Here is a 19972-nt window from a genome sequence, read left to right as displayed (position 1 = left end):
TACCCGCGCGCAAGTAAGGAAAGTTGTAATGAATGACGTCTCACACCGCGAATCGTTCGCGTTCAGCGCCCGGGTACTGGGCGCGCTGTTTTATTTCGCTCCAGACAGCGAGCAGACCGCGCCGCTGGTGAGTGCCCTGACCGCAGGTGACTGGGTTCAGGACTGGCCGCTGGCGGAGGAAAATCTGCTGCCTGTCGCCAGTATGTTTAAGACCCCATCGGATGAAGCGTTGAAAGACGCCTGGCAGCGTCTGTTTATTGGCCCGTATGCCCTGCCCGCCCCCCCGTGGGGCTCGGTCTGGCTTGATCGCGAGTCCGTGCTGTTTGGCGATTCGACCCTCGCGTTGCGTCAGTGGATGCGTGAAAACCATATCGCCTTTGAGATGCAACAGAATGAGCCCGAAGATCATTTCGGAACGTTGCTGATGCTGGCGGCATGGCTTGCCGAGAACGGTCGCGAAACAGAACGCGACCAGCTTCTTGCCTGGCATCTGCTGCCATGGAGCACGCGTTTCCTTAGCGTATTCGTTGAAAACGCGGCCCATCCGTTCTACACCGCGCTGGGTAAACTTGCCCAGCTGACGCTGGCGGAATGGCAGTCCACTTTGCTGATCCCGATTGTCGAAAAAACGCTGTACCGATAACAGCACCTGGCTTGTCCACCCGTTGTGCAGGCCAGGCTCGCACATTTTTGCTGCAACACAACGTCACAACTGCTATACTGTATATAATTACAGTATAAAGGGGTGCACAATGGCTGTTGAAACAAAATTTGTTGTCGTACGAAAAGGTGAAGAAAAAATGACATTTGCCAGTAAGAAAGAGGCTGACGCTCACGACAAGCTGCTCGATATGGCAGAAGCGTTTACCGACTGGCTGTTGCAAAGCGGAATGCAGATGGATGAAACGCAGGCGGAGAACCTAGGTCTTTATCTCGCCGAGCAGAAAGAGTCCGTGCAGCATATCCTGCGTACCAGCAAGCTTCCCGAGCTCAATGCTGAAACGGATAAAACAGCATCAGATGCGGACAGCAGCAAAAAAATCCGGGCCGTCAAAGCCGCCTGATTGTCAGAACGTCTCATCACCTGTCCTGCCGCCGCGGGCCGGAAACGGCTCGCGGCTTTATTAAGGTCGGCTGAACCTTATATTCATCAACCGTAACCCTGAAAATACGTCCTGTTATCTTGATTTGTCCGCCTCAACGTTTACGCTGATATTCAGCCTTTTTGCTTCCATGGTTATCATTGTTTTGGCCAGGTCCTTATCGCCCCCGTGCACTTTATCTATCAGATCCTGTACAAGGGTCATCATCAGGAAGTTTTTATTTGCAGGATAGAAATCTGTCGTAGTGATCCCGTTATCCTTCAGGCGCTGATGCGCCACCGTCTCTGTATCTGCGATTATTTCAACTACTTTCTCATGCATGATCTCGATCTGCTCGAAAACAATGCGGTTAATCATTTCAATCTGTTCTGGCGTAAAATTCGGTTCCATTATTTCCCCTCGTCAGGGGTATGTTAAAAACACGTGAATCACACGTTGAGCGCCTCTGAATGGTGCGGTAAATTATCACACAACTCTTGTAACTCGTTGATCAGCCTGGCCACATGGAAACCGTCACAGACAGAATGATGGACCTGAACGGCGAAAGGCAACAAGACCTTTCCATCCTGGTTATAGTATTTTCCAAACGTGAACATGGGCGCAAAAAAATTCCGCATGTTAGCGACGTTGACGTTGAAACTGCTAAAGCTGACCCACGGAATATCCGATATGAAGAATATATTCTCCCGGGACTCTTCTTTAGGCCAGTAAGCAAGGATATTGCCATAGCGGGCAACATCTTCTGCATAAACGCGCTGAAAATGGTGAATATTTCCATCGTAATGACTCCATAACGATGAAAATGTCTCCGTTTCTTTATGGAAAAGGGTATAGCTTGGATGAACCTCATTCCATATTACAAGTTCATCATCCTTCATGGCCATACGGAATTCCGGATGCCGGTTTACGACGTCAGAAATAAGGGAAATAATCGCAGGATAAAATTTCCAGCCAACCTCTTTGATATGCTTTAGCAGCACGGTAATGTCCAGCTGAACCGTTTGGTTAAATGTAGATTGAGCAAAGCCCTGAAATACTTCAAAGTGTTCCTTTCTTGCCCAACGTGATAAGTCAACTACCGTATATTCTGGCATTATTTTTGTCATTTCAGAGCCTTAGTTGAGCTGCGCTATATAAAATAGTAGCGTATCACAAACGTAGGGGCTGTATAGACCGTAGCGAAGAGGCACCCTAAATTTTCAGCGTATCAATCACCGCTCTCAGCGCCGGGGATACGTTGCGGTGTGGATAATAGAGGTACAGTCCGTCCATCCGCAGGCTGTAGCGCTGTAAGACGCGTATAAGCGTGCCACGCTCCAGATCGTCAGCCACCAGCTCAACCGGGACATAGGCCAGCCCGAGTCCCAGCCGGGCCGCTTCGGCCTCCATGTAGCTGTCGGAAAAGGCCCATTGTCCCTCCGGGCGGTGAGTAACATGCTTCCCGTCCTGAACAAGCTCCCATTGATAGTGGTTACCGTCGGCAAACTGGTAGGCAATGCAGGGATGAGCATCCAGATCGGCGGGCGTCTGCGGGAAACCATAGCGCCGAAAATGCGCCGGAGCGGCAACCACAGCCATCTCCATATCGGGCGTGATGCGCACGGCAATCATTCCTTGTCCCACCTCCGGCCCAAGCCGGACGCCCGCGTCGAATCGCTCGGCAATGATATCCACGAACCGGCTCTCATTCATCAATTCCAGACGGATATCCGGGTAACGCTGTTTGAAGATAGCGAGCTTTGGCAGCAGGCATTTTTCGATGGCGTGCTGGCTGGCATTAATGCGCACCGTGCCGGATGGCGTCTGGCGGTAATGCGCCAGTCTGGTCAGCCCGGTATCGAGCGCATCAAAGGCTGAACCAGCGGTCTGGTAAAGTTGCTCCCCGGCGTGGGTCAGCGACAGTTTGCGCGTTGTACGCACCAGAAGCCGAACGCCCAGCCGCTCTTCCAGCTCGCGAACCGATCGACTGATCCCGGATTGTGCCAGCCCGACCCGTTGCGCTGCTGCTATGCGCATCATTAAGTGGAGTGACAACAATGAGTTATGCAGAAACACGAAATCCTGCCGCCCCCGTTTCGATGGTGACAACCTGGGATAAGACCTTCGCCGAGAGCAATAAAGTCGACCACCGCAAGGTGACGTTCGAGAACCGATACGGGATCACCCTGGTCGGCGATCTGTACATTCCCAGGAACAGCGGCGACCAGAAGCTGGCGGCGATTGCCGTCAGTGGACCGTTCGGTGCGGTAAAAGAACAATCCAGTGGTCTTTACGCCCAGACTCTGGCTGAACAGGGGTTCGTGACCCTGGCCTTCGACCCATCCTACACGGGTGAAAGCGGCGGCCAGCCGCGTAACGTTGCCTCCCCTGACATCAACACCGAAGACTTTAGCGCCGCAGTGGATTTCCTCGGATTACAGAAAGAAGTCGACCGTAACCGTATCGGCATTCTCGGGATCTGCGGCTGGGGTGGTATGGCGCTGAACGCGGCATCCATGGATACCCGCGTGAAGGCGGTAGCCACCAGCGTAATGTACGATATGAGCCGCGCGATGGGTCACGGCGTGGGCGACGGGAAAGATCGTTATTCAGCGGCCGATCGCCGGGCCGTGTTGCAGTATCTGAACGCGCAACGCTGGAAAGATGCTGAAAGCGGCACCTTCGCCCATGGCGGCCACGATATTTATGTCGATGAAAACGGTAAGGTAACGGCGGCCGGGCGTATTCTGCCGGAAGCATTGCCCGCCGATCCGCATCCGGTACTGAAAGAGTTCTATGATTACTACCGTATGCCGCGCGGCTTCCATGCCCGTTCCGTAAACTCCACCGGCGCATGGACCGCGACCATGCCGTTGTCCTTTATGAATATGCCGCTGCTGAGCTATGCCGGGGAGATCACCATCCCAACGCTGATTGTGACCGGTGAAAACGCGCACTCACGTTATTTTGCGGAAGATGCGTTTAAAGCTGTCGGCAGCAAACAGAAAGAACTGGTGATTGTTCCCGGTGCGAATCACGTTGATCTCTACGATAACGTCGCAGGGAAAATCCCGTTCGCGCAGTTCGGGCAGTTTTTCAAAACCAGTCTGGATTAATTCTCTTAGCCCCGGCAATCAGGGGCTTATCTTCTCTTCGCCGTGAATTACACCTATGTCCACACTGAATCAAACCTCATCCCGTGATGCTGAGCGTGCACACTGGGGCGGTATTTTTGCCATGACCCTGTGCGTTTTTGTCCTCATTGCCTCGGAATTTATGCCCGTCAGTCTGCTCACGCCCCTCGCCAGAGATTTAGGGGTGACAGAGGGGACGGCTGGCCAGGGGATCGCCCTCTCTGGTGCGCTGGCTGTCCTGACCAGCCTTTTTCTTTCCCGGCTTGCCGGGAATATGAATCGCAAACATCTTCTTTCAGGCATGACCGTCCTGATGGCGCTGTCAGGGATCATTATCACCTTCGCCCCAAACGCTTTGATGTATATGGCAGGCCGGGCGCTGATCGGCATCGCCATCGGCGGTTTCTGGTCGATGTCTGCTGCCACCGCCATTCGGCTGGTGCCTCAGCATCAGGTCTCTCGTGCGCTGGCGATTTTTAACGGCGGCAACGCGCTGGCGACGGTGGTCGCCGCCCCGCTGGGCAGTTATCTCGGCTCGACCATTGGCTGGCGCGGCGCGTTTCTTTGCCTGGTTCCCGTGGCGATTGTGGCGTTCATCTGGCAATATTTTAGCCTGCCCAACATGGGCGGGAACCAGCGGCCGTCGCCACATAAAAGCGTATTTCGCCTGCTCCACCAGCCTGCGGTTTCGGTGGGTCTGATGGCGTGCGGCCTGTTCTTCATGGGACAGTTTGCGTTATTTACCTATGTGCGCCCCTTCCTCGAAACCGTCACCCACGTCAGTCCTTCCGGCTTATCGCTGATCCTGCTCACTATCGGTATCGCAGGTTTCATCGGCACGCTGATCGTCGCGCTGGTCCTGAATGCCGCGTTTTACCTCACCTTAATGGCCATACCGCTGCTTATGGCGCTGATTGCAGGGGTATTAATGCTCACCGGGGACAGCCTGTGGATCGTGGCCCTGCTGTTAGGTTTCTGGGGAATGCTGGCAACTGCGGCCCCCACCGGCTGGTGGACGTGGATAGCCCGTACGTTACCGGAAGATGCCGAGGCTGGCGGCGGGCTAATGGTCGCGGTGATCCAACTCTCCATTGCGCTTGGCTCAACGGCGGGTGGCGTGGTGTTTGATACCTTTGGCTGGCAGAGCACATTCGCTTTAAGCAGCATATTACTCCTGAGTGCAGGGGGGCTGACTTTTACGACGTCGCGCCATCGGAAATAAGGCATTATATTAACAGGGTTGTTTTATTTAATTACAAAACCTCGCTCACCTCCCGTTGAAATAATAATTAAGCAATATCCTGGTCAGCCAGCGACATCGCTTTGTTAGCTTGAGCGTTCAGGCAAAGCTCAAACCGGAGGTATTCTTTGCTGATTAAATTAAAGAAAGAACGAACGCATCAGGAGGATCGTCGTCTTGCCCTCTGGCTGGCGACCTCCGCGGGACTGCTGAATGCCATTGCGCTGGGCGCGTTCGGTTTTTTTCCCTCGCATATGACGGGCAATACCTCGCAGCTATCCAGCGAAGTTTCCTCCACCGATCTCAGCGATATTCTTTTCTTTGGTGCCATTATTCTTTCGTTTGTCTCAGGTGCCATCGCTGCGCGGATTATTGTTATCTGGGGGATTATCCATAACGTCAGGCTGGTATTCAGCCAGGTTCTGTTTGTTGAAGGGCTATTACTGGCCGGGGTATCCCTGTACGAAATGTATTTTCACTCCTTCGCCACGAATCAGGAGATTATTATTTTCCTGTGCGGGTTGATGGGAATTCATAATTCCACCTCCACTCAACTATCCGGCGGTCGGGTGAGATCCACGCACATCACCGGCACGCTGACCGATGCGGGCATTTCGCTGGCCTCCGTTATGGTCGCCATGCTGCGCCGGGATTACTCCAAAGATACGGCCGCGCAAAAGAGTCAGCTCAAAACCCATTTAACTACCCTTTTCTCCTTTATCAGCGGCGGGATCGCGGGGCTGATCCTGTTCAGAGAGTTTGGATTCCACGCGATGCTGGCGCTGGGCCTGTTGCTGGTAATCGTCGCCGCCTTCTCTATCGTCCGCATTTCGTGGCGCGTACGCAAGGTGCGCGCCGCGCTCAGTCGACAGGTATAATCAGCACGCCTTATGTGACGTTGTCACGTAAGGCGTGCTTCTTTAAGACTATTCTGCCTGCCCACTGACAGCCCTTATGCCATAAGGCTTCACTCAGGTTGTCACTAATTTCATAGGGTTACTGATTTACCCCCTTCGCTGGAACCCTTCCGTTTCGCTTGCTATAGGTGAAGTACCCCTGCCGAAACATGGCATAACAACAGGCAACCGGTGGTTGCTATAACGCATGCGCACAGGGAGACACACCGCAATGCACCCATTACTTAAACGTTCGCTGCTTTTTGTCGGCGCGATTATCGTGGTTCTCGCTCTCCTCACCTGGGGAATAGGACTGGAAACGATTAAGGCGCGCCAGGTTGACCTGATTTACCTCGGGCAACAGCACCTGATTCTGGTCTTTTCATCCATGTTCTTTGCCCTGCTGGTGGGCATTCCAAGCGGTATTCTGCTGAGCCGTCCGGCCGCACGTGGTATCGCCGAATATGTGATGCAAATCTTTAACGTGGGCAACACCCTGCCGCCGCTGGCCGTTCTGGCGCTGGCGATGGTGGTGATTGGCATCGGTGATAAACCGGCCATTATCGCCCTCTTTCTGGCCTCTCTGCTGCCGATTGTGCGTAACACCTATGCCGGGCTGTGCTCTGTTCCCGCGTCGTTGCTGGAAGCGGCAAACGGTATCGGCATGACCAAATGGCAGCGCCTGCGTCAGGTTGAGATCCCTAACGCGTGGCCGGTGATGCTTTCTGGTATTCGCATTGCCACTGCGATTAACGTCGGTACCGCACCGCTGGCATTCCTGATTGGCGCCAGCAGCTACGGCGAGCTGATTTTCCCGGGGATCTATCTGAATGATTTTCCGACGCTGATCCTGGGCGCGGCGGCCACCGCCCTGTTCGCCCTGATTCTGGATACGCTGCTGGCGGCACTGGGCCGATTACTGAGCCCGCATCTCGCGCGATAATTATAACAAGGAGCTTCTATGAGACTGTTTTCCGGGCTGACGGCGCTATGCGCCGCCGCGCTCTTCACCAGCCAGGCGCTCGCCGCGCCGCTGATCCTGGCCACCAAGAGCTTTACCGAGCAGCACATTCTCTCGGCCATGACCGTGCAGTATCTGCAAAAGAAAGGGTTTCAGGTACAGCCTCAGACCAATATTGCAACGGTGATTTCCCGTAACGCGATGATCAACAAGCAGATTGATATGACCTGGGAGTATACCGGCACCTCGCTGATCATCTTCAACCACATCAACAAACGCATGTCGCCGCAGGAATCGTACGAGACGGTGAAACGCCTCGATGCGAAGCACGGTCTGGTGTGGCTTAAACCTGCCGATATGAACAATACCTATGCCTTTGCCATGCAGCGCAAGCGCGCCGAGGCTGAACATATCAATACCATGTCTGAGATGGTGGCAAAGATTGAGCAGATCCGTAAAACCGATCCGGATAACAACTGGCTGCTGGGCCTTGACCTGGAATTTGCCGGGCGCAGCGACGGGATGAAACCGTTGCAGGCAGCCTACAACATGGAGCTGGACCGCCCGCAGATCCGCCAGATGGATCCGGGCCTGGTCTATAACGCGGTGCGCGACGGGTTTGTCGATGCGGGGCTGATCTACACCACCGACGGGCGCGTAAAGGGCTTCGATCTTAAAGTGCTGGAAGATGATAGAGGCTTCTTCCCGAGTTACGCCGTGACGCCAGTTGTTCGAAAAGACACGCTGGAGGCTAATCCGGGGCTGGAGGAGGCGCTGAACACCCTTTCAGCCCAGCTCAATAACGACGTTATCACCGAACTGAATAAGAAGGTGGATATCGACCATCAGTCACCGCAGCAGGTCGCCCGTGATTTCCTGCGTAGCAAACAGTTGCTGTAGGAGGCGCTATGGAGACGATTCACTATATTCTCGACAACTGGGACTATCTCTTAACCCTGACGCTGCAACACCTGTGGCTGGTGGCGCTCGCCGTGGGCCTGGCGATTATTATTGGCGTGCCGCTGGGCATTTTAATTGTCCGCCATAAATGGCTGGCAACGCCGGTGCTGGGGATTGCCACCATTGTGCTCACCATCCCGTCAATTGCGCTTTTCGGCCTGATGATCCCGCTCTTTTCGCTGATCGGTCAGGGCATTGGCGCCCTGCCCGCGATTACGGCGGTGTTCCTCTATTCGCTGCTGCCGATTGTGCGTAACACCCACACGGCACTCGACAGCCTGCCGCCGGGCTTGCGTGAAGCGGGACGCGGCATCGGCATGACCTTCTGGCAGCGTCTGCGCTGGGTGGAAATCCCGATGGCGTTGCCGGTGATTTTTGGCGGCATCCGCACCGCCGTGGTGATGAACATCGGCGTCATGGCGATTGCCGCCGTGATCGGTGCGGGCGGGCTGGGCCTTCTGCTGCTTAACGGTATTGGCGGGAGTGATATTCGTATGTTGATTGCGGGCGCACTGATGATTTGTCTTTTAGCGATTGTGCTCGACTGGTTGCTGCACCGTTTGCAGGTGGTACTGACTCCGAAGGGGATTCGATAATGATAAAACTGGAAAACCTCACCAAACAATTTTCACAGAAACACGGCCAGACGTTTAAGGCCGTCGACAACGTCAACCTGAACGTGCCTGAAGGGGAAATGTGCGTGCTGCTCGGCCCGTCCGGCTGCGGGAAAACCACTACCCTGAAGATGATCAACCGTCTCATTACGCCAAGCAGCGGGACGATCCTGATTAACGGCGAAGACACCAGCGGAATGGACACTGTGACCCTGCGTCGCAACATTGGCTACGTGATCCAGCAAATTGGCCTGTTCCCGAACATGACCATCGAAGAGAACATTACCGTCGTGCCGCGCATGCTGGGCTGGGACAAAGCGCGCTGTAAATCCCGTGCCGAGGAGCTGATGGATATGGTGGCAATGGATCCGCATAAATTCCTTCACCGCTATCCGCGCGAAATGTCCGGCGGTCAGCAGCAGCGTATCGGCGTCATCCGCGCGCTGGCAGCGGATCCTCCGGTCCTGCTGATGGATGAACCGTTCGGCGCGGTCGACCCGATTAACCGTGAGGTGATCCAGAACCAGTTCCTGGAGATGCAGCGCAAGCTGAAAAAGACCGTGATGCTGGTGAGCCACGATATTGACGAAGCGCTGAAGCTGGGCGACCGTATTGCCGTCTTCCGTCAGGGACGTATCGTGCAGTGCGCCAGCCCGGACGAGCTGCTGGCGAAACCCGCGAATGAGTTTGTTGGCTCGTTTGTTGGCCAGGACCGGACGTTGAAACGCCTGCTGCTGGTATCGGCGGGCGACGTCACCGACCAGCAGCCTACCATTACGGTACGCGAATCGACGCCGCTGCCGGAGGCCTTCGCCACCATGGATGACAACGATATTCGCGCCATTACCGTGGTTGATGAGCACGGCAAACCGCTCGGCTTTGTGAAGCGCCGCGAAGCGCGTAACGCCAGCGGCAGCTGCGGGGATATTCTGCATCCGTTCCGCATGACCGGTAAGGCCGAGGATAACCTGCGCGTGGTGCTTTCTCGCCTGTATGAGAGCAACACCAGCTGGATGCCGATTGTGGACGAGGACGGACGCTATAACGGCGAAATATCCCAGGATTATATTGCGGAGTATTTGAGCTCAGGGCGTACGCGCCGGGCGTTGAATATTCATAGCGAGAGTTAAGCATTCAGGCCGGGTACTGCCCGGCCTTTTTCCGCACGCATACCTTTTGCTAACCTCCCGATTTACCGCCACAATATTGTATCGTCCCCGTTAAATCACGACTTCATGCAACGTCTTCACGCTTACCCCGACATCCGCGCGATGTTTCGTCGTCTCCTGATTGCTACCGTCACCGGCGTGCTGGCGGCGCTGGCCGTTGCGGTGTTCCGCCACAGCATGTATCTGCTGGAGTGGCTATTTCTCAGCAACGAAAGCGGAAGTCTGGTGAACGCCGCAGCCGCGTTATCACCCTGGCGGCGGGCGCTGACGCCTGCGCTGGGTGGTCTGGCCGCGGGAATGCTACTGTGGGGATGGCAGCGCATGACGGCACAACGTCCCCACGCCCCCACCGATTATATGGAAGCGCTTGAGACGGGTGACGGCCAGTTTGATTACGGCGCCAGCCTGGTGAAATCCCTCGCGTCGTTGCTGGTGGTCGCCAGCGGCAGCGCCATCGGCCGTGAAGGCGCCATGATCCTGCTCGCCGCCCTCGCCGCCTCCTTTTTTGCACAACGTTGTACGCCGAAATCCGAATGGAAACTGTGGATCGCCTGCGGTGCCGCCGCCGGGATGGCCAGCGCCTATCATGCGCCGCTGGCGGGCAGCCTGTTTATCGCAGAGATCCTGTTTGGCACGCTGATGCTGGCCTCCCTCGGCCCGGTGGTGATTGCTGCTGTAGTGGCCCTGCTGACCACGCGCCTGTTAAGTCCCGGCGCGAATACGCTATATGATGTCCATCTCAGCGAGATGCTTACGGCGGTGGATTATTTCCTGATCGTTGGCGTGGGTCTGCTGGCTGGCGTTTGCGGCCCGCTGCTGATGTGGCTGATGGCGGCCAGCCACAGGCTGTTTCTGCGTCTCAAACTTTCACCGCCGTGGCAGCTGGCGCTGGGTGGTCTGATCGTCGGGCTGCTGTCGCTGCTGACGCCGAAGGTATGGGGGAATGGCTATAGCGTGGTTCAGGCGTTTTTGCAGTCGCCGCCGCTGCTGTCGGTGATTGCTGGCGTCTTTATTTGCAAACTGCTGGCGGTGCTGGCAAGCAGCGGGTCCGGCGCGCCGGGAGGCGTGTTCACGCCAACCTTGTTTGTCGGTATGGCAACGGGAATGCTGTTTGCGCAGATCTTTGCGCTGTGGTTTCCTGGCTCTGAGACGGCGATCCTGCTCGGGCTGGCGGGTATGGCGACGCTGCTCGCCGCCACAACGCATGCGCCAATCATGTCGGCCTTGATGGTATGTGAGATGACCGGGCAGTATTTTTTACTTCCCGGTTTGCTGGTTGCCTGTGTTGTGGCGTCGGTATTGTCGAGAACGCTACGCCACGACTCGATCTACGGCCAGCATACCGCCGAAAGCCGAGAGATCGATGTAGTGCGCTAATTCGCGCTGCTCGGCGCGGGGTAGATAAGGCAGTTCGCCCACCAGCGGGCCAGGCAGCTTTTTGCTCAGCACATCGATGATTTCAGCGTAGTGCGCAAGGCCCGGGTTAATACGGTTCGCCACCCAACCAATCAGCGGCAGGCCGTCATTAGCGATAGCCTGCGCCGTCAGCAAGGCATGGTTGATGCACCCTTCCTGAATGCCCACGACCATAATCACCGGCAACTGCTCCTGCACCACCCATTCGGAAAGGGGACGTAAATCGTTCATCAGGCTGCGCCAGCCGCCGGTCCCTTCAACGACAACGTGGTCAACCTTTTCACTCAGATTTGCCAGGCCATCAGAAAGCAGGCTGTAGTTGATAAGCCCACTGTGAGCGACGCTGCTTTCCTCTTCGCTTAAGGCGATAGGATTAACGGCATCATAAGGCAGTTCCAGAGACGAGACGCTTTGCAGAACCAGGGCATCCTTATTGCGCAGCCCTTCTGGCGTCTCTTTACTGCCTTTTGCAACCGGCTTGTATCCTGCAACGCGTTTACCGCTTGCCGCCAGGGCCTGAAGTAACGCGCGGGATACGACTGTCTTCCCGACAGACGTATCCGTACCAGTAATAAAGAAACGCTTAAGCATGACTCATTCCACCTCTTGGGTATGCTTCAAAATATAAACCAGGTAAATAATTCAGTGGGGAAAGTCTACGGGATGCGTGCGCTACCGGGCTTGAGATAGCGCAATTTTTCGTACATCTCTGGAAAAGAGTTAGCCCTGTAGCAAACGAATCAGTAACGAGCCGTTGTACATCGCATCTTTTACCAGCGCGGCGCCGGCCATCGTACCCTGGTTGGAAAATTGCGTACTCTCGACCACGATGTTTTTACTGTACGCGGGAAGCGCCTGCTGATTGATGCAGGCGGAAATCGCCGGAAAGAGGATATCCGCCGCCTGACTGAGCGGGGAGCCGATCAGTATTTTTTGCGGGTTAAACAGGTTCACCATAATGGCCAGAATGCGCCCGACATTATTGCCCACGCCGGTAATAATGTCCTTCGCCAGCAGATCGCCCTGCCTTGCCGCAGCGCACAGTGCCTCGACGCTTAACGGTTGACCGTGCAGCGTGGAGCTCATCGATTGGCTGAGCCGCACCTGCGCCAGCTCCAGCACGCTTTCGACGCTGGCAATCGTCTCCAGACAGCCATGGTTACCGCAGTAGCAGCGTTTTCCGTACGGATCGACCTGCGTATGGCCGATCTCCACCAGGCTACTGCTGCCAGCATGCAACAGACGCCCGTCGGTGATCACACCTGCGCCAACGTTATGATCAATCACCACCTGAATTACGTCGCGCGCGCCCCGGGAGGCACCAAACAATGCCTCCGCCATCGTCCAGGCGCTGATATCATGCTGAATGTAGACCGGCACACCGGTGTGGTTTTCCAGCACGTCGCCCAGCGGCATCTCTTTGACGTTTTCATAAAACGGCATGCGGTGAACAATGCCATTTTCGGTATCAATAATTCCCGGCAGGGTGATCGCAATCGCCGTTAAACGTTCAAGACGCTGCTGGTGACGAATAAAGAACTGGTCGATGTGGGTCAGAATGGCATCGAGAAGTGGTTGCTCTGCATTAAGCGGGAGTTCCAGCCGGTCCTCCACCACCAGCTTGCTGCTGAGGTCGCGCAGCGCGAGGAAGATTTCCCCGCGGCTAATCCGCAGCGACAGGTAGTGCCAGGCTTCCGTTTCCACCACCAGCCCTACCGCCGGACGGCCACGGCTGCCCGGCTCCTGAATTTCTGTTTCCTGAACCAGATGGGCTTCCAGCATTTCGCGGACAATCTTGGTAATACTGGCGGGTGCCAGTTGTGCCAGGCGCGAAAGATCGATACGCGAAACCGGACCAAGCTGATCAATCAGGCGATAAACGGCACCCGCGTTGGTCTGCTTGATCTGATCGATATGCCCTGGCTGACTATCAGCAACCACCTCGTACTCCCTTATTTTCGAGCTTCGAAATAAACTGAGGGCTATGGTGAAGCACTTCAATGGCTGACGTCAAATTTTTACTTAGCCATGTGATTTACTGCACATTTTCGCCCACTTTTCCCTATAAATAATGCCCGCGAGAAGCGGTAATTAATTGTTCTTTGAAACGCTGTGCCGCATGGCTCTGTTCATGATGTTTAGACCACACCAGCCACATCTCTGAGACTGCATCCTGCTCGGCTATCTTCACCCAGCGCATTTCCGCCAGTTGTACCCGTTTAAATGAGGCCGGGAGAATCGATACGCCAAGCCCTGCGGCAACGAGACCAATGATCGTCATGGCTTCCCCCACCTCCTGCGCGATAGTCGGGACAAGGCCATATCGCCGCATCAGACCAAGAATATCGTCATACAACCCGGTACCCACCTGTGGGTCAAAAAAGACAAACGGCTCTTTCGCCAGTTCAGCCAGCGTGACGCTGTGCTGCGCGGCGAGCGGATGATCCCGGGGGATCATCGCCATCAGCGGTTCGCGGAGGATCACCTGCCACGCCAGGGTATCAGGCAACTGCGTGTTACGCATCAGCCCCAGGTCGAGCGATCCTTCGTTAAGCGGCGATATCTGCTCCCGGGTATTTATTTCGCGCGTCTGAATATGCACATCCGGAAAGTTACGGCGAAACGAGGATAGCGTTTGTGAAACAGCGCTGATAAAGGGGGCCGATGAGGTAAACCCGATGCGCAGCTCCCCCGTCTCCCCAAGATAAAGCCGTTCCGCTCTGGCGGCGGCGTCCTCCACCATACTCAGGATCTGCCGGCTATCGGCGAGAAACTGTTTTCCCGCCGCCGTCAGGCTCACGCTGCGGTTGGTTCGCGCCAGCAGACGCGCCCCGACCTGCTGCTCCAGGATCTGGATCTGCTGGCTTAGCGGTGGCTGAGAGATATTCAGCCTTGCCGCCGCACGACCAAAATGCAGCTCTTCGGCGACGGCGACAAAATAGCGCAGATGGCGCAGCTCGATATTCATATTTTTAAAGTATCATTTGAGATTATTAATATATTAGACAGAATATTTACATTTTCCTACCCTAATCTTGTGGTCATACCCGTCACCAGAAACCACGGGGATGTTTAAGCAAGGATTATGTGTGAGCCGTACAACGACCGTTGATATCGCGCCGGCCAGCGACATCGATGATTTACCCGCAGCACCGCAGCCGGTTCAGTTTATTAAACGTGGTACCCCCCAGTTTATGCGCGTCACGCTGGCGCTCTTCTCAGCGGGTCTCGCCACTTTTGCCCTGCTCTACTGCGTTCAGCCGATCCTGCCGGTCCTGTCGCATGAATTTGGCGTGTCGCCAGCCAGCAGCAGTATTTCGCTCTCCATTTCAACCGGGATGCTGGCGATCGGTCTGCTGTTCACCGGGCCACTTTCGGATGCCATCGGACGTAAGCAGGTCATGGTAACGGCGTTAATGCTGGCCTCCGTGTGTACCTTGCTGTCCACCATGATGACCAGCTGGCACGGCATTCTGGTCATGCGCGCGCTGATTGGGTTATCCCTCAGCGGCGTGGCGGCGGTCGGGATGACCTATCTCAGCGAGGAGATCCACCCGAGCTTCGTGGCCTTCTCCATGGGGCTGTACATTAGCGGGAACTCTATCGGCGGGATGAGCGGACGCCTGCTCAGCGGTGTGTTTACTGATTTCTTTAACTGGCGCATTGCGCTGGCCGTTATCGGCTGCTTCGCCCTCGCTTCGGCGCTGATGTTCTGGAAAATCCTGCCGGAATCGCGCCATTTCCGCCCGACCTCCCTGCGTCCGAAAACGTTATTTATCAACTTTCGTCTGCACTGGCGCGATCAAGGGCTGCCCCGTTTGTTCCTGACCGGTTTCCTGCTGATGGGCTCGTTCGTGACGCTGTTTAATTACATCGGCTATCGTCTGATGCTTTCACCGTGGCATCTTAGTCAGGCATTGGTGGGTTTGCTCTCTGTGGCATATCTCACCGGGACATGGAGTTCGCCAAAAGCGGGCGCCATGACCGCGCGCTTCGGTCGTGGTCCGGTGATGCTGGTTTCCACCGCCGTGATGCTGTTCGGACTGCTGATGACGCTTATCTCTTCCCTGTGGCTGATTTTTGCCGGAATGCTGCTCTTCTCTGCGGGCTTCTTTGCCGCGCATTCCGTTGCCAGCAGCTGGATTGGCCCACGCGCGCGCCGCGCCAAAGGTCAGGCTTCGTCACTGTATCTGTTCAGTTACTATCTCGGTTCCAGCATAGCCGGTACGCTCGGCGGGGTGTTCTGGCATAACTACGGCTGGAACGGCGTGGGCGGATTTATCGCGCTGATGTTGTGCGCGGCATTGCTGGTGGGCGCGAGCCTGCATAAACGACTGCATTAACATTCAGCCCTCTTCGTGTTTAAATCGAGCCGATGCTAATTTTTGTCATCGGCTGATTCAGACACGAGGACTTCATGAAAAACAATAACTATCAACAACTCACCCGCACCTTCCAGCGCCTCTCCCGCTTCTCGCACCTCTCCTCCATCGCCAGCTGGGACATGTTCACCATGATGCCGCCAGGCGGCAGCGCCGCGCGCGGTGAAGCGCTGGCGGAGATGAGCGTCCTGCAACATCAGATCCTGACCGATAAAAAAGTGGGTGAATGGCTGGCGGCGGCGGCAGACGAAGATCTGAATGACGTTGAGCAAGCCAACCTGCGCGAAATGACACGCCACTACCAGCAGGCCACTTTACTGCCGGAATCGCTGGTGGAGGCCAAATCGCTGGCGGGCAGCAGGTGTGAACACGCGTGGCGCACTCAGCGTCCGGCCAACGACTGGCAGGGCTTTTCAGCCAACCTGAAAGAGGTGGTGAAACTCAGTCGTGAAGAGGCCCGCCTGCGCGCTGAGGCTAAAGGCTGCACGCCTTACGACGCGCTGCTGGATATCTTTGAACCCGACATGACCAGCGCTCGCCTGGATGTGCTGTTCGGCGATCTGAAGTCCTGGCTGCCGGAGCTGCTGGCAAAGGTTGTGGAAAAACAGGCTCAACGATCGTTCGTTCCGCCACAGGGTCCCTTCCCGACCGCCACGCAGCGCGAGCTGGGCCTGGAAGCGATGAAAATGCTTGGCTTCGATTTTAACGGCGGTCGTCTGGACGTTAGCGCCCACCCGTTCTGCGGCGGCGTGCCGGAAGATGTGCGTATCACCACGCGTTACGATGAAGATGAACTGCTCAGCGCGCTTTTCGGCGTGATCCACGAAACCGGACATGCCCGCTACGAGCAAAACCTTCCGCGAGCGTGGGCCGGCCAGCCCGTTGCGCTGGCGCGCTCTACGGCGATCCATGAATCCCAGAGCTTGTTCTTTGAAATGCAGCTGGGCCGCAGCGACGCTTTCCTGAAGCATCTGCTTCCGGCGGTTCATGCCCGTTTCGGTAGCCAGGCGGCATTCAGCGAAGAGAATTTTATTGCCTGGAACCAGCGCGTGAAGCCGGGCTACATCCGCGTTGATGCGGATGAAGTGAGCTATCCGGCGCATGTGGTGCTGCGCTATGAGATCGAGCGCGCGCTAATCAATGGCGAAATTGAAGTCGATGATATTCCCGCGTTATGGGATGAGAAAATGCAGGCCTGGCTTGGGTTATCCACCAAAGATAACTACCGCAACGGCTGTATGCAGGATATCCACTGGACCGACGGCGGTTTTGGCTACTTCCCGTCTTACACGCTGGGGGCAATGTATGCGGCACAGCTGTTCCATGCCGCCAAAACTGCGCTGCCCGGGTTGCAGACATCCATTGCCGGGGGCGATTTCTCAGCACTGTTTGACTGGCTGCGTCAGAATATCTGGCAGCACGGCAGCCGTTTCAGCACGTCGCAGCTCATCACCCAGGCCACGGGTGAAGATCTGAATATCCGCTACTTCCGCGAACACCTGACGTCCCGCTACCTGTAACCGAACGCGCCGGGGGTCCACCCTGGCGTTGTACATATGGTTACACGCCGATACCAATCACTCACGGAAACCCCGAATTTACAGGGATATAGTTATTTCAACGGCCCCGCAGTGGGGTTAAATGAGAAACCAAATTCGAGGGTATGAAAATGAAAAAAGTATTAGCTCTGGTTGTTGCCGCTGCTATGGGTCTGTCTTCCGCTGCATTCGCGGCTGAAACTACCGCCACCGCAGCGCCTGCGGCATCCACCGCTGCTCCGGCCAAAACGGTTCACCATAAAAAACATCACAAAGCGGCTAAACCAGCGGCAGAACAGAAAGCGCAGGCCGCGAAAAAGCACCATAAAAAAGCGGCAAAACCTGCGGTAGAGCAGAAAGCCCAGGCGGCTAAAAAACATCACAAAAAAGCGGCAAAACACGAAGCGGCTAAACCTGCTGCACAGCCAGCAGCGTAAGAGTACAAGCTTAACCGTGCCCTTCGGGGCACGTTGGTAAACCGGCGCTGAACGGGTTTGCGGTCAGCGCCGTTTTTTTATCCGGAGGGCGTATGCTGCGGCGCTATCGGTTTGAGTTCATTCTTATCCTGCTAATTTTATGCGCGCTCATCGCCAGCCACTTTTATCTTTCCTGAATGTAGCACGCTGATTTTACTCCCACTTTCTCGCCGTCGCGTCTATAGTATTTTCATAGGGTTCACTTTTAATAATCATAATTACCCCCACCAGAGTGTGATATGCGTAAATCTGTTGTGTTGTTACTGGGAACGTTTAGCCTTTTTGCTGGCTTTTCACATGCGGATGATGGCGACGATGACGCCATTAGCGCCAAAGAGGTAAAGACGCTGTTTTTTGGTCATGACGATCGTACGCGTGTCACCGATCCTACCGAATCGCCCTGGGATGCCATCGGGCAACTGGAAACCGCCAGCGGCAATTTATGTACCGCAACCCTCATTACGCCACGCCTTGCGCTGACGGCGGGTCATTGCCTGTTAATGCCGCCTGAAGGCAAACCGGATAAAGCGATCGCCCTGCGCTTTGTGTCGCAAAAAGGAATATGGCGCTACGAAATTCACGGTATTGAGGGGCGAGTGGATCCGTCGCTTGGCAAACGCCTGAAACCGGATGGCGATGGCTGGATTGTGCCGCCCGGGGCGGCCCCCTGGGATTTCGGGCTGATCGTTTTACGTTATCCGCCGTCCGGGATCACCCCGCTGCCGCTCTTTGATGGCGATAAGGCCGCGCTCACCGCAGCCCTGAAAGCCGCCGATCGAAAAGTGACGCAATCAGGTTATCCTGTTGATCACCTCGATTCGCTGTACACCCATACGGACTGCGTGGTGACGGGCTGGGCGCAAAACAGCGTACTGTCGCATCAGTGCGATACGCTACCGGGTGATAGCGGATCGCCCCTGATGTTAAAAACCGATAACGGCTGGCAGCTGATTGGCGTTCAGAGTTCTGCGCCAGCGGCGAAAGACCGCTGGCGCGCAGATAACCGGGCGTTGTCGGTGACCGGTTTTCGCGACCGGCTGGAAGCCCTGGCGCAGCAGTAGGTCACTCAGGCCAGTTTAATCATGATCATGCCGGCGAGCAGTAATACCAGCCCTATCCAGCCTTTATTGTTTAAACGCTGCCCGAACATAATCCAGCCTGCCGCCAGGGTGGCGGCAATACCGAAGCCCCCCCACAGCGCATAGGCTACGGACAGATCGATGCCTTTCACCGCCTGTGACAGGGCGCTAAACGCCCCCAGAACCGCGGCAATCGATAACAGGCCGTAGGCTTTACGACGAAAACCGTCGGAGAACTTCAGAAAGACGTTGGCAATAATTTCCAGAACGATGGCGAAAGCCAGCCAGGCCGCGTGGATCCATTCAAACTGCTGCATGGGTCTGCTCCTTCTGCTGTTTTGCCGGTTTGCGTGTACCCGATTTAATCAGCACGATACCTGCGACCAGGGTCGTCAGCCCGGCAATTTTCATTGTCGTCAGGGTTTCATCAAATAACATGACGCTAAACAGCGTAATCAATAAAATACCAATACCTTCCCACAATGCGTATGCCACGCCCAGCGCGATTTTTTTAACCGCAAAAGAGAGGAAAATATAGGAAAGCGTAATCATGACCAGCATCAAAATAAAACCGGTGCTGCCATCACTCACGCTTGCCCATTTCATCGACAAGGTGCCGGTAATTTCAGCGACGATCGCCAGAGCTAATAAAATCCAGTAAAACATGTTTTTCTCCTGCTTGAGAATATAATCCATCGAGGCTCGCTGCGGACAGCAAACCAAAAAATTGGGAATTAAATCAGTTAGCTAAGCGCATAGCGCCAGCTCAGGCAGAAGACGTGACTATAGCGCGGAACGCCAGTGTTGCTCACCAGAAAGCAGGCAGAGGGAGGTAGAAAACAGAGCAGAGTTGTTTGAAAAATACGTCCTGAACAAATTGTCCATAAAATTACAATTATCCGCGGTGTTGCTTCTCGTCTTTGCGGATGAAAATTGTCCTCGGTAGTTGAACACGCCTGATTTGTATCATAAGCCAGGAATTTACTCAAAGCCTTTTCATTTCTTTACCCAGTCTGTTTGATTTT

24 protein-coding genes are annotated in these 19972 nt (G+C 55.4%); 15 read left to right on the top strand and 9 right to left on the bottom strand.

Annotated elements, in window-relative coordinates; all coding sequences use genetic code 11:
- Positions 1-28: 28 nt before the first annotated feature.
- Positions 29-643, top strand: a complete 615-nt coding sequence (dmsD, locus tag ACOTX5_RS13455; RefSeq protein ID WP_017384547.1) for a Tat proofreading chaperone DmsD — start codon at positions 29-31, stop codon at positions 641-643.
- 109 nt (positions 644-752) lie between these two features.
- On the top strand, positions 753-1064 hold the full coding sequence (locus tag ACOTX5_RS13450) for a YebG family protein (RefSeq protein WP_017384548.1): 312 nt from the start codon (positions 753-755) through the stop codon (positions 1062-1064).
- Between the two features lie 114 nt (positions 1065-1178).
- On the opposite strand, the gene ACOTX5_RS13445 is transcribed toward ACOTX5_RS13450, so the two are convergent.
- The 3 genes from ACOTX5_RS13445 to ACOTX5_RS13435 all read right to left on the bottom strand — a co-directional run bounded on the left by ACOTX5_RS13445 (position 1179) and on the right by ACOTX5_RS13435 (position 3122).
- Positions 1179-1493, bottom strand: a complete 315-nt coding sequence (locus ACOTX5_RS13445) for a hypothetical protein (RefSeq protein WP_045911687.1) — start codon at positions 1491-1493, stop codon at positions 1179-1181.
- A 38-nt stretch (positions 1494-1531) separates the two neighbouring features.
- Positions 1532-2209, bottom strand: a complete 678-nt coding sequence (catA, locus tag ACOTX5_RS13440; RefSeq protein WP_015570622.1) for a type A chloramphenicol O-acetyltransferase — start codon at positions 2207-2209, stop codon at positions 1532-1534.
- An 85-nt stretch (positions 2210-2294) separates the two neighbouring features.
- A complete protein-coding gene (locus ACOTX5_RS13435; protein ID WP_063438932.1) occupies positions 2295-3122 on the bottom strand; it encodes a LysR family transcriptional regulator in 828 nt (275 codons plus the stop codon).
- A 17-nt stretch (positions 3123-3139) separates the two neighbouring features.
- Here ACOTX5_RS13435 and ACOTX5_RS13430 point away from each other — a divergent pair, with 17 nt between their 5' ends.
- The 8 genes from ACOTX5_RS13430 to clcB all read left to right on the top strand — a co-directional run bounded on the left by ACOTX5_RS13430 (position 3140) and on the right by clcB (position 11433).
- Positions 3140-4198 (top strand): alpha/beta hydrolase, encoded by a 1059-nt coding sequence (locus ACOTX5_RS13430; RefSeq protein ID WP_223832645.1) that lies wholly within the window; start codon positions 3140-3142, stop codon positions 4196-4198.
- A gap of 55 nt (positions 4199-4253) precedes the next feature.
- Positions 4254-5438 (top strand): MFS transporter, encoded by a 1185-nt coding sequence (locus ACOTX5_RS13425; protein ID WP_047727398.1) that lies wholly within the window; start codon positions 4254-4256, stop codon positions 5436-5438.
- A 146-nt stretch (positions 5439-5584) separates the two neighbouring features.
- Positions 5585-6334 carry a YoaK family protein gene (locus ACOTX5_RS13420; RefSeq protein ID WP_017384553.1) on the top strand — a complete coding sequence of 250 codons (750 nt, stop codon included), beginning with the start codon at positions 5585-5587 and terminating at the stop codon, positions 6332-6334.
- 250 nt (positions 6335-6584) lie between these two features.
- Positions 6585-7295, top strand: coding sequence for an osmoprotectant ABC transporter permease OsmY (gene osmY, locus ACOTX5_RS13415; protein ID WP_003857442.1), 711 nt, complete (start codon positions 6585-6587; stop codon positions 7293-7295).
- An 18-nt stretch (positions 7296-7313) separates the two neighbouring features.
- Positions 7314-8213 (top strand): osmoprotectant ABC transporter substrate-binding protein OsmX, encoded by a 900-nt coding sequence (gene osmX / locus ACOTX5_RS13410; protein WP_017384554.1) that lies wholly within the window; start codon positions 7314-7316, stop codon positions 8211-8213.
- Between the two features lie 8 nt (positions 8214-8221).
- Positions 8222-8869, top strand: coding sequence for an osmoprotectant ABC transporter permease OsmW (gene osmW, locus ACOTX5_RS13405; RefSeq protein WP_006808875.1), 648 nt, complete (start codon positions 8222-8224; stop codon positions 8867-8869).
- Positions 8869-10017 (top strand): osmoprotectant ABC transporter ATP-binding protein OsmV, encoded by a 1149-nt coding sequence (gene osmV, locus ACOTX5_RS13400; RefSeq protein ID WP_003857446.1) that lies wholly within the window; start codon positions 8869-8871, stop codon positions 10015-10017. The genes osmW and osmV overlap by 1 nt, the downstream gene beginning before the upstream one ends.
- A gap of 105 nt (positions 10018-10122) precedes the next feature.
- Positions 10123-11433, top strand: coding sequence for a voltage-gated ClC-type chloride channel ClcB (clcB, locus tag ACOTX5_RS13395; RefSeq protein ID WP_023296525.1), 1311 nt, complete (start codon positions 10123-10125; stop codon positions 11431-11433).
- Here clcB and bioD read toward each other — a convergent pair.
- The 3 genes from bioD to ACOTX5_RS13380 form a co-directional block, all read right to left on the bottom strand.
- Positions 11368-12063 (bottom strand): dethiobiotin synthase, encoded by a 696-nt coding sequence (gene bioD, locus ACOTX5_RS13390; protein WP_015570628.1) that lies wholly within the window; start codon positions 12061-12063, stop codon positions 11368-11370. The two genes, clcB and bioD, sit on opposite strands and share 66 nt — an antisense overlap.
- Positions 12064-12192: 129 nt before the next feature.
- Positions 12193-13413 (bottom strand): sugar metabolism global transcriptional regulator Mlc, encoded by a 1221-nt coding sequence (gene mlc, locus ACOTX5_RS13385; RefSeq protein WP_003857451.1) that lies wholly within the window; start codon positions 13411-13413, stop codon positions 12193-12195.
- Between the two features lie 121 nt (positions 13414-13534).
- Positions 13535-14440 (bottom strand): LysR family transcriptional regulator, encoded by a 906-nt coding sequence (locus ACOTX5_RS13380; protein WP_017694088.1) that lies wholly within the window; start codon positions 14438-14440, stop codon positions 13535-13537.
- A 121-nt stretch (positions 14441-14561) separates the two neighbouring features.
- Between ACOTX5_RS13380 and ACOTX5_RS13375 the strand changes: the two genes are divergently transcribed.
- From ACOTX5_RS13375 to ACOTX5_RS13355, 5 genes are all read left to right on the top strand, one after another.
- Entirely contained in the window at positions 14562-15815 is a 1254-nt protein-coding gene (locus ACOTX5_RS13375) for an MFS transporter (RefSeq protein ID WP_045340297.1), read from the top strand.
- Positions 15816-15889: 74 nt separating this feature from the next.
- Positions 15890-17374, top strand: coding sequence for a carboxypeptidase M32 (locus ACOTX5_RS13370; RefSeq protein WP_045911683.1), 1485 nt, complete (start codon positions 15890-15892; stop codon positions 17372-17374).
- Between the two features lie 149 nt (positions 17375-17523).
- Positions 17524-17829 (top strand): acid resistance repetitive basic protein Asr, encoded by a 306-nt coding sequence (gene asr, locus ACOTX5_RS13365; RefSeq protein WP_003857459.1) that lies wholly within the window; start codon positions 17524-17526, stop codon positions 17827-17829.
- A gap of 92 nt (positions 17830-17921) precedes the next feature.
- The gene (locus ACOTX5_RS13360) at positions 17922-18005 is read left to right on the top strand and encodes a hypothetical protein (RefSeq protein ID WP_057979992.1); all 84 of its coding nucleotides are present in this window, start codon (positions 17922-17924) and stop codon (positions 18003-18005) included.
- Between the two features lie 102 nt (positions 18006-18107).
- Positions 18108-18929 (top strand): trypsin-like serine peptidase, encoded by an 822-nt coding sequence (locus ACOTX5_RS13355; RefSeq protein WP_045347995.1) that lies wholly within the window; start codon positions 18108-18110, stop codon positions 18927-18929.
- A gap of 5 nt (positions 18930-18934) precedes the next feature.
- On the opposite strand, the gene mdtI is transcribed toward ACOTX5_RS13355, so the two are convergent.
- From mdtI to ACOTX5_RS13340, 3 genes are all read right to left on the bottom strand, one after another.
- Positions 18935-19264, bottom strand: coding sequence for a multidrug/spermidine efflux SMR transporter subunit MdtI (mdtI, locus tag ACOTX5_RS13350; protein WP_003857463.1), 330 nt, complete (start codon positions 19262-19264; stop codon positions 18935-18937).
- Positions 19251-19613, bottom strand: a complete 363-nt coding sequence (gene mdtJ, locus ACOTX5_RS13345; RefSeq protein ID WP_015570633.1) for a multidrug/spermidine efflux SMR transporter subunit MdtJ — start codon at positions 19611-19613, stop codon at positions 19251-19253. Before mdtJ ends, mdtI begins: the two co-directional genes overlap by 14 nt.
- Before the next feature lie 117 nt (positions 19614-19730).
- On the bottom strand, positions 19731-19901 hold the full coding sequence (locus tag ACOTX5_RS13340; protein WP_006808891.1) for a hypothetical protein: 171 nt from the start codon (positions 19899-19901) through the stop codon (positions 19731-19733).
- Between the last annotated feature and the right edge of the window lie 71 nt (positions 19902-19972).

It is taken from the genome of Enterobacter cloacae complex sp. IR5441, from assembly GCF_049238215.1.
GTDB lineage: Bacteria > Pseudomonadota > Gammaproteobacteria > Enterobacterales > Enterobacteriaceae > Enterobacter > Enterobacter hormaechei_C.
This window is presented reverse-complemented; position numbering and strand designations above follow the sequence as displayed.

Coding starts and splice junctions, on each gene's coding strand:
- osmV (WP_003857446.1), top strand. CDS start 8,869: ATGATAAAACTGGAAAACCTCACCAAACAATTTTCACAGAAACACGGC.
- clcB (WP_023296525.1), top strand. CDS start 10,123: ATGCAACGTCTTCACGCTTACCCCGACATCCGCGCGATGTTTCGTCGT.
- osmX (WP_017384554.1), top strand. CDS start 7,314: ATGAGACTGTTTTCCGGGCTGACGGCGCTATGCGCCGCCGCGCTCTTC.
- ACOTX5_RS13430 (WP_223832645.1), top strand. CDS start 3,140: ATGAGTTATGCAGAAACACGAAATCCTGCCGCCCCCGTTTCGATGGTG.
- ACOTX5_RS13360 (WP_057979992.1), top strand. CDS start 17,922: ATGCTGCGGCGCTATCGGTTTGAGTTCATTCTTATCCTGCTAATTTTA.
- ACOTX5_RS13355 (WP_045347995.1), top strand. CDS start 18,108: ATGCGTAAATCTGTTGTGTTGTTACTGGGAACGTTTAGCCTTTTTGCT.
- ACOTX5_RS13450 (WP_017384548.1), top strand. CDS start 753: ATGGCTGTTGAAACAAAATTTGTTGTCGTACGAAAAGGTGAAGAAAAA.
- mdtJ (WP_015570633.1), bottom strand. CDS start 19,613: ATGTTTTACTGGATTTTATTAGCTCTGGCGATCGTCGCTGAAATTACC.
- ACOTX5_RS13445 (WP_045911687.1), bottom strand. CDS start 1,493: ATGGAACCGAATTTTACGCCAGAACAGATTGAAATGATTAACCGCATT.
- mdtI (WP_003857463.1), bottom strand. CDS start 19,264: ATGCAGCAGTTTGAATGGATCCACGCGGCCTGGCTGGCTTTCGCCATC.
- catA (WP_015570622.1), bottom strand. CDS start 2,209: ATGACAAAAATAATGCCAGAATATACGGTAGTTGACTTATCACGTTGG.
- ACOTX5_RS13380 (WP_017694088.1), bottom strand. CDS start 14,440: ATGAATATCGAGCTGCGCCATCTGCGCTATTTTGTCGCCGTCGCCGAA.
- osmW (WP_006808875.1), top strand. CDS start 8,222: ATGGAGACGATTCACTATATTCTCGACAACTGGGACTATCTCTTAACC.
- bioD (WP_015570628.1), bottom strand. CDS start 12,063: ATGCTTAAGCGTTTCTTTATTACTGGTACGGATACGTCTGTCGGGAAG.
- asr (WP_003857459.1), top strand. CDS start 17,524: ATGAAAAAAGTATTAGCTCTGGTTGTTGCCGCTGCTATGGGTCTGTCT.
- ACOTX5_RS13435 (WP_063438932.1), bottom strand. CDS start 3,122: ATGATGCGCATAGCAGCAGCGCAACGGGTCGGGCTGGCACAATCCGGG.
- ACOTX5_RS13425 (WP_047727398.1), top strand. CDS start 4,254: ATGTCCACACTGAATCAAACCTCATCCCGTGATGCTGAGCGTGCACAC.
- ACOTX5_RS13370 (WP_045911683.1), top strand. CDS start 15,890: ATGAAAAACAATAACTATCAACAACTCACCCGCACCTTCCAGCGCCTC.
- dmsD (WP_017384547.1), top strand. CDS start 29: ATGAATGACGTCTCACACCGCGAATCGTTCGCGTTCAGCGCCCGGGTA.
- osmY (WP_003857442.1), top strand. CDS start 6,585: ATGCACCCATTACTTAAACGTTCGCTGCTTTTTGTCGGCGCGATTATC.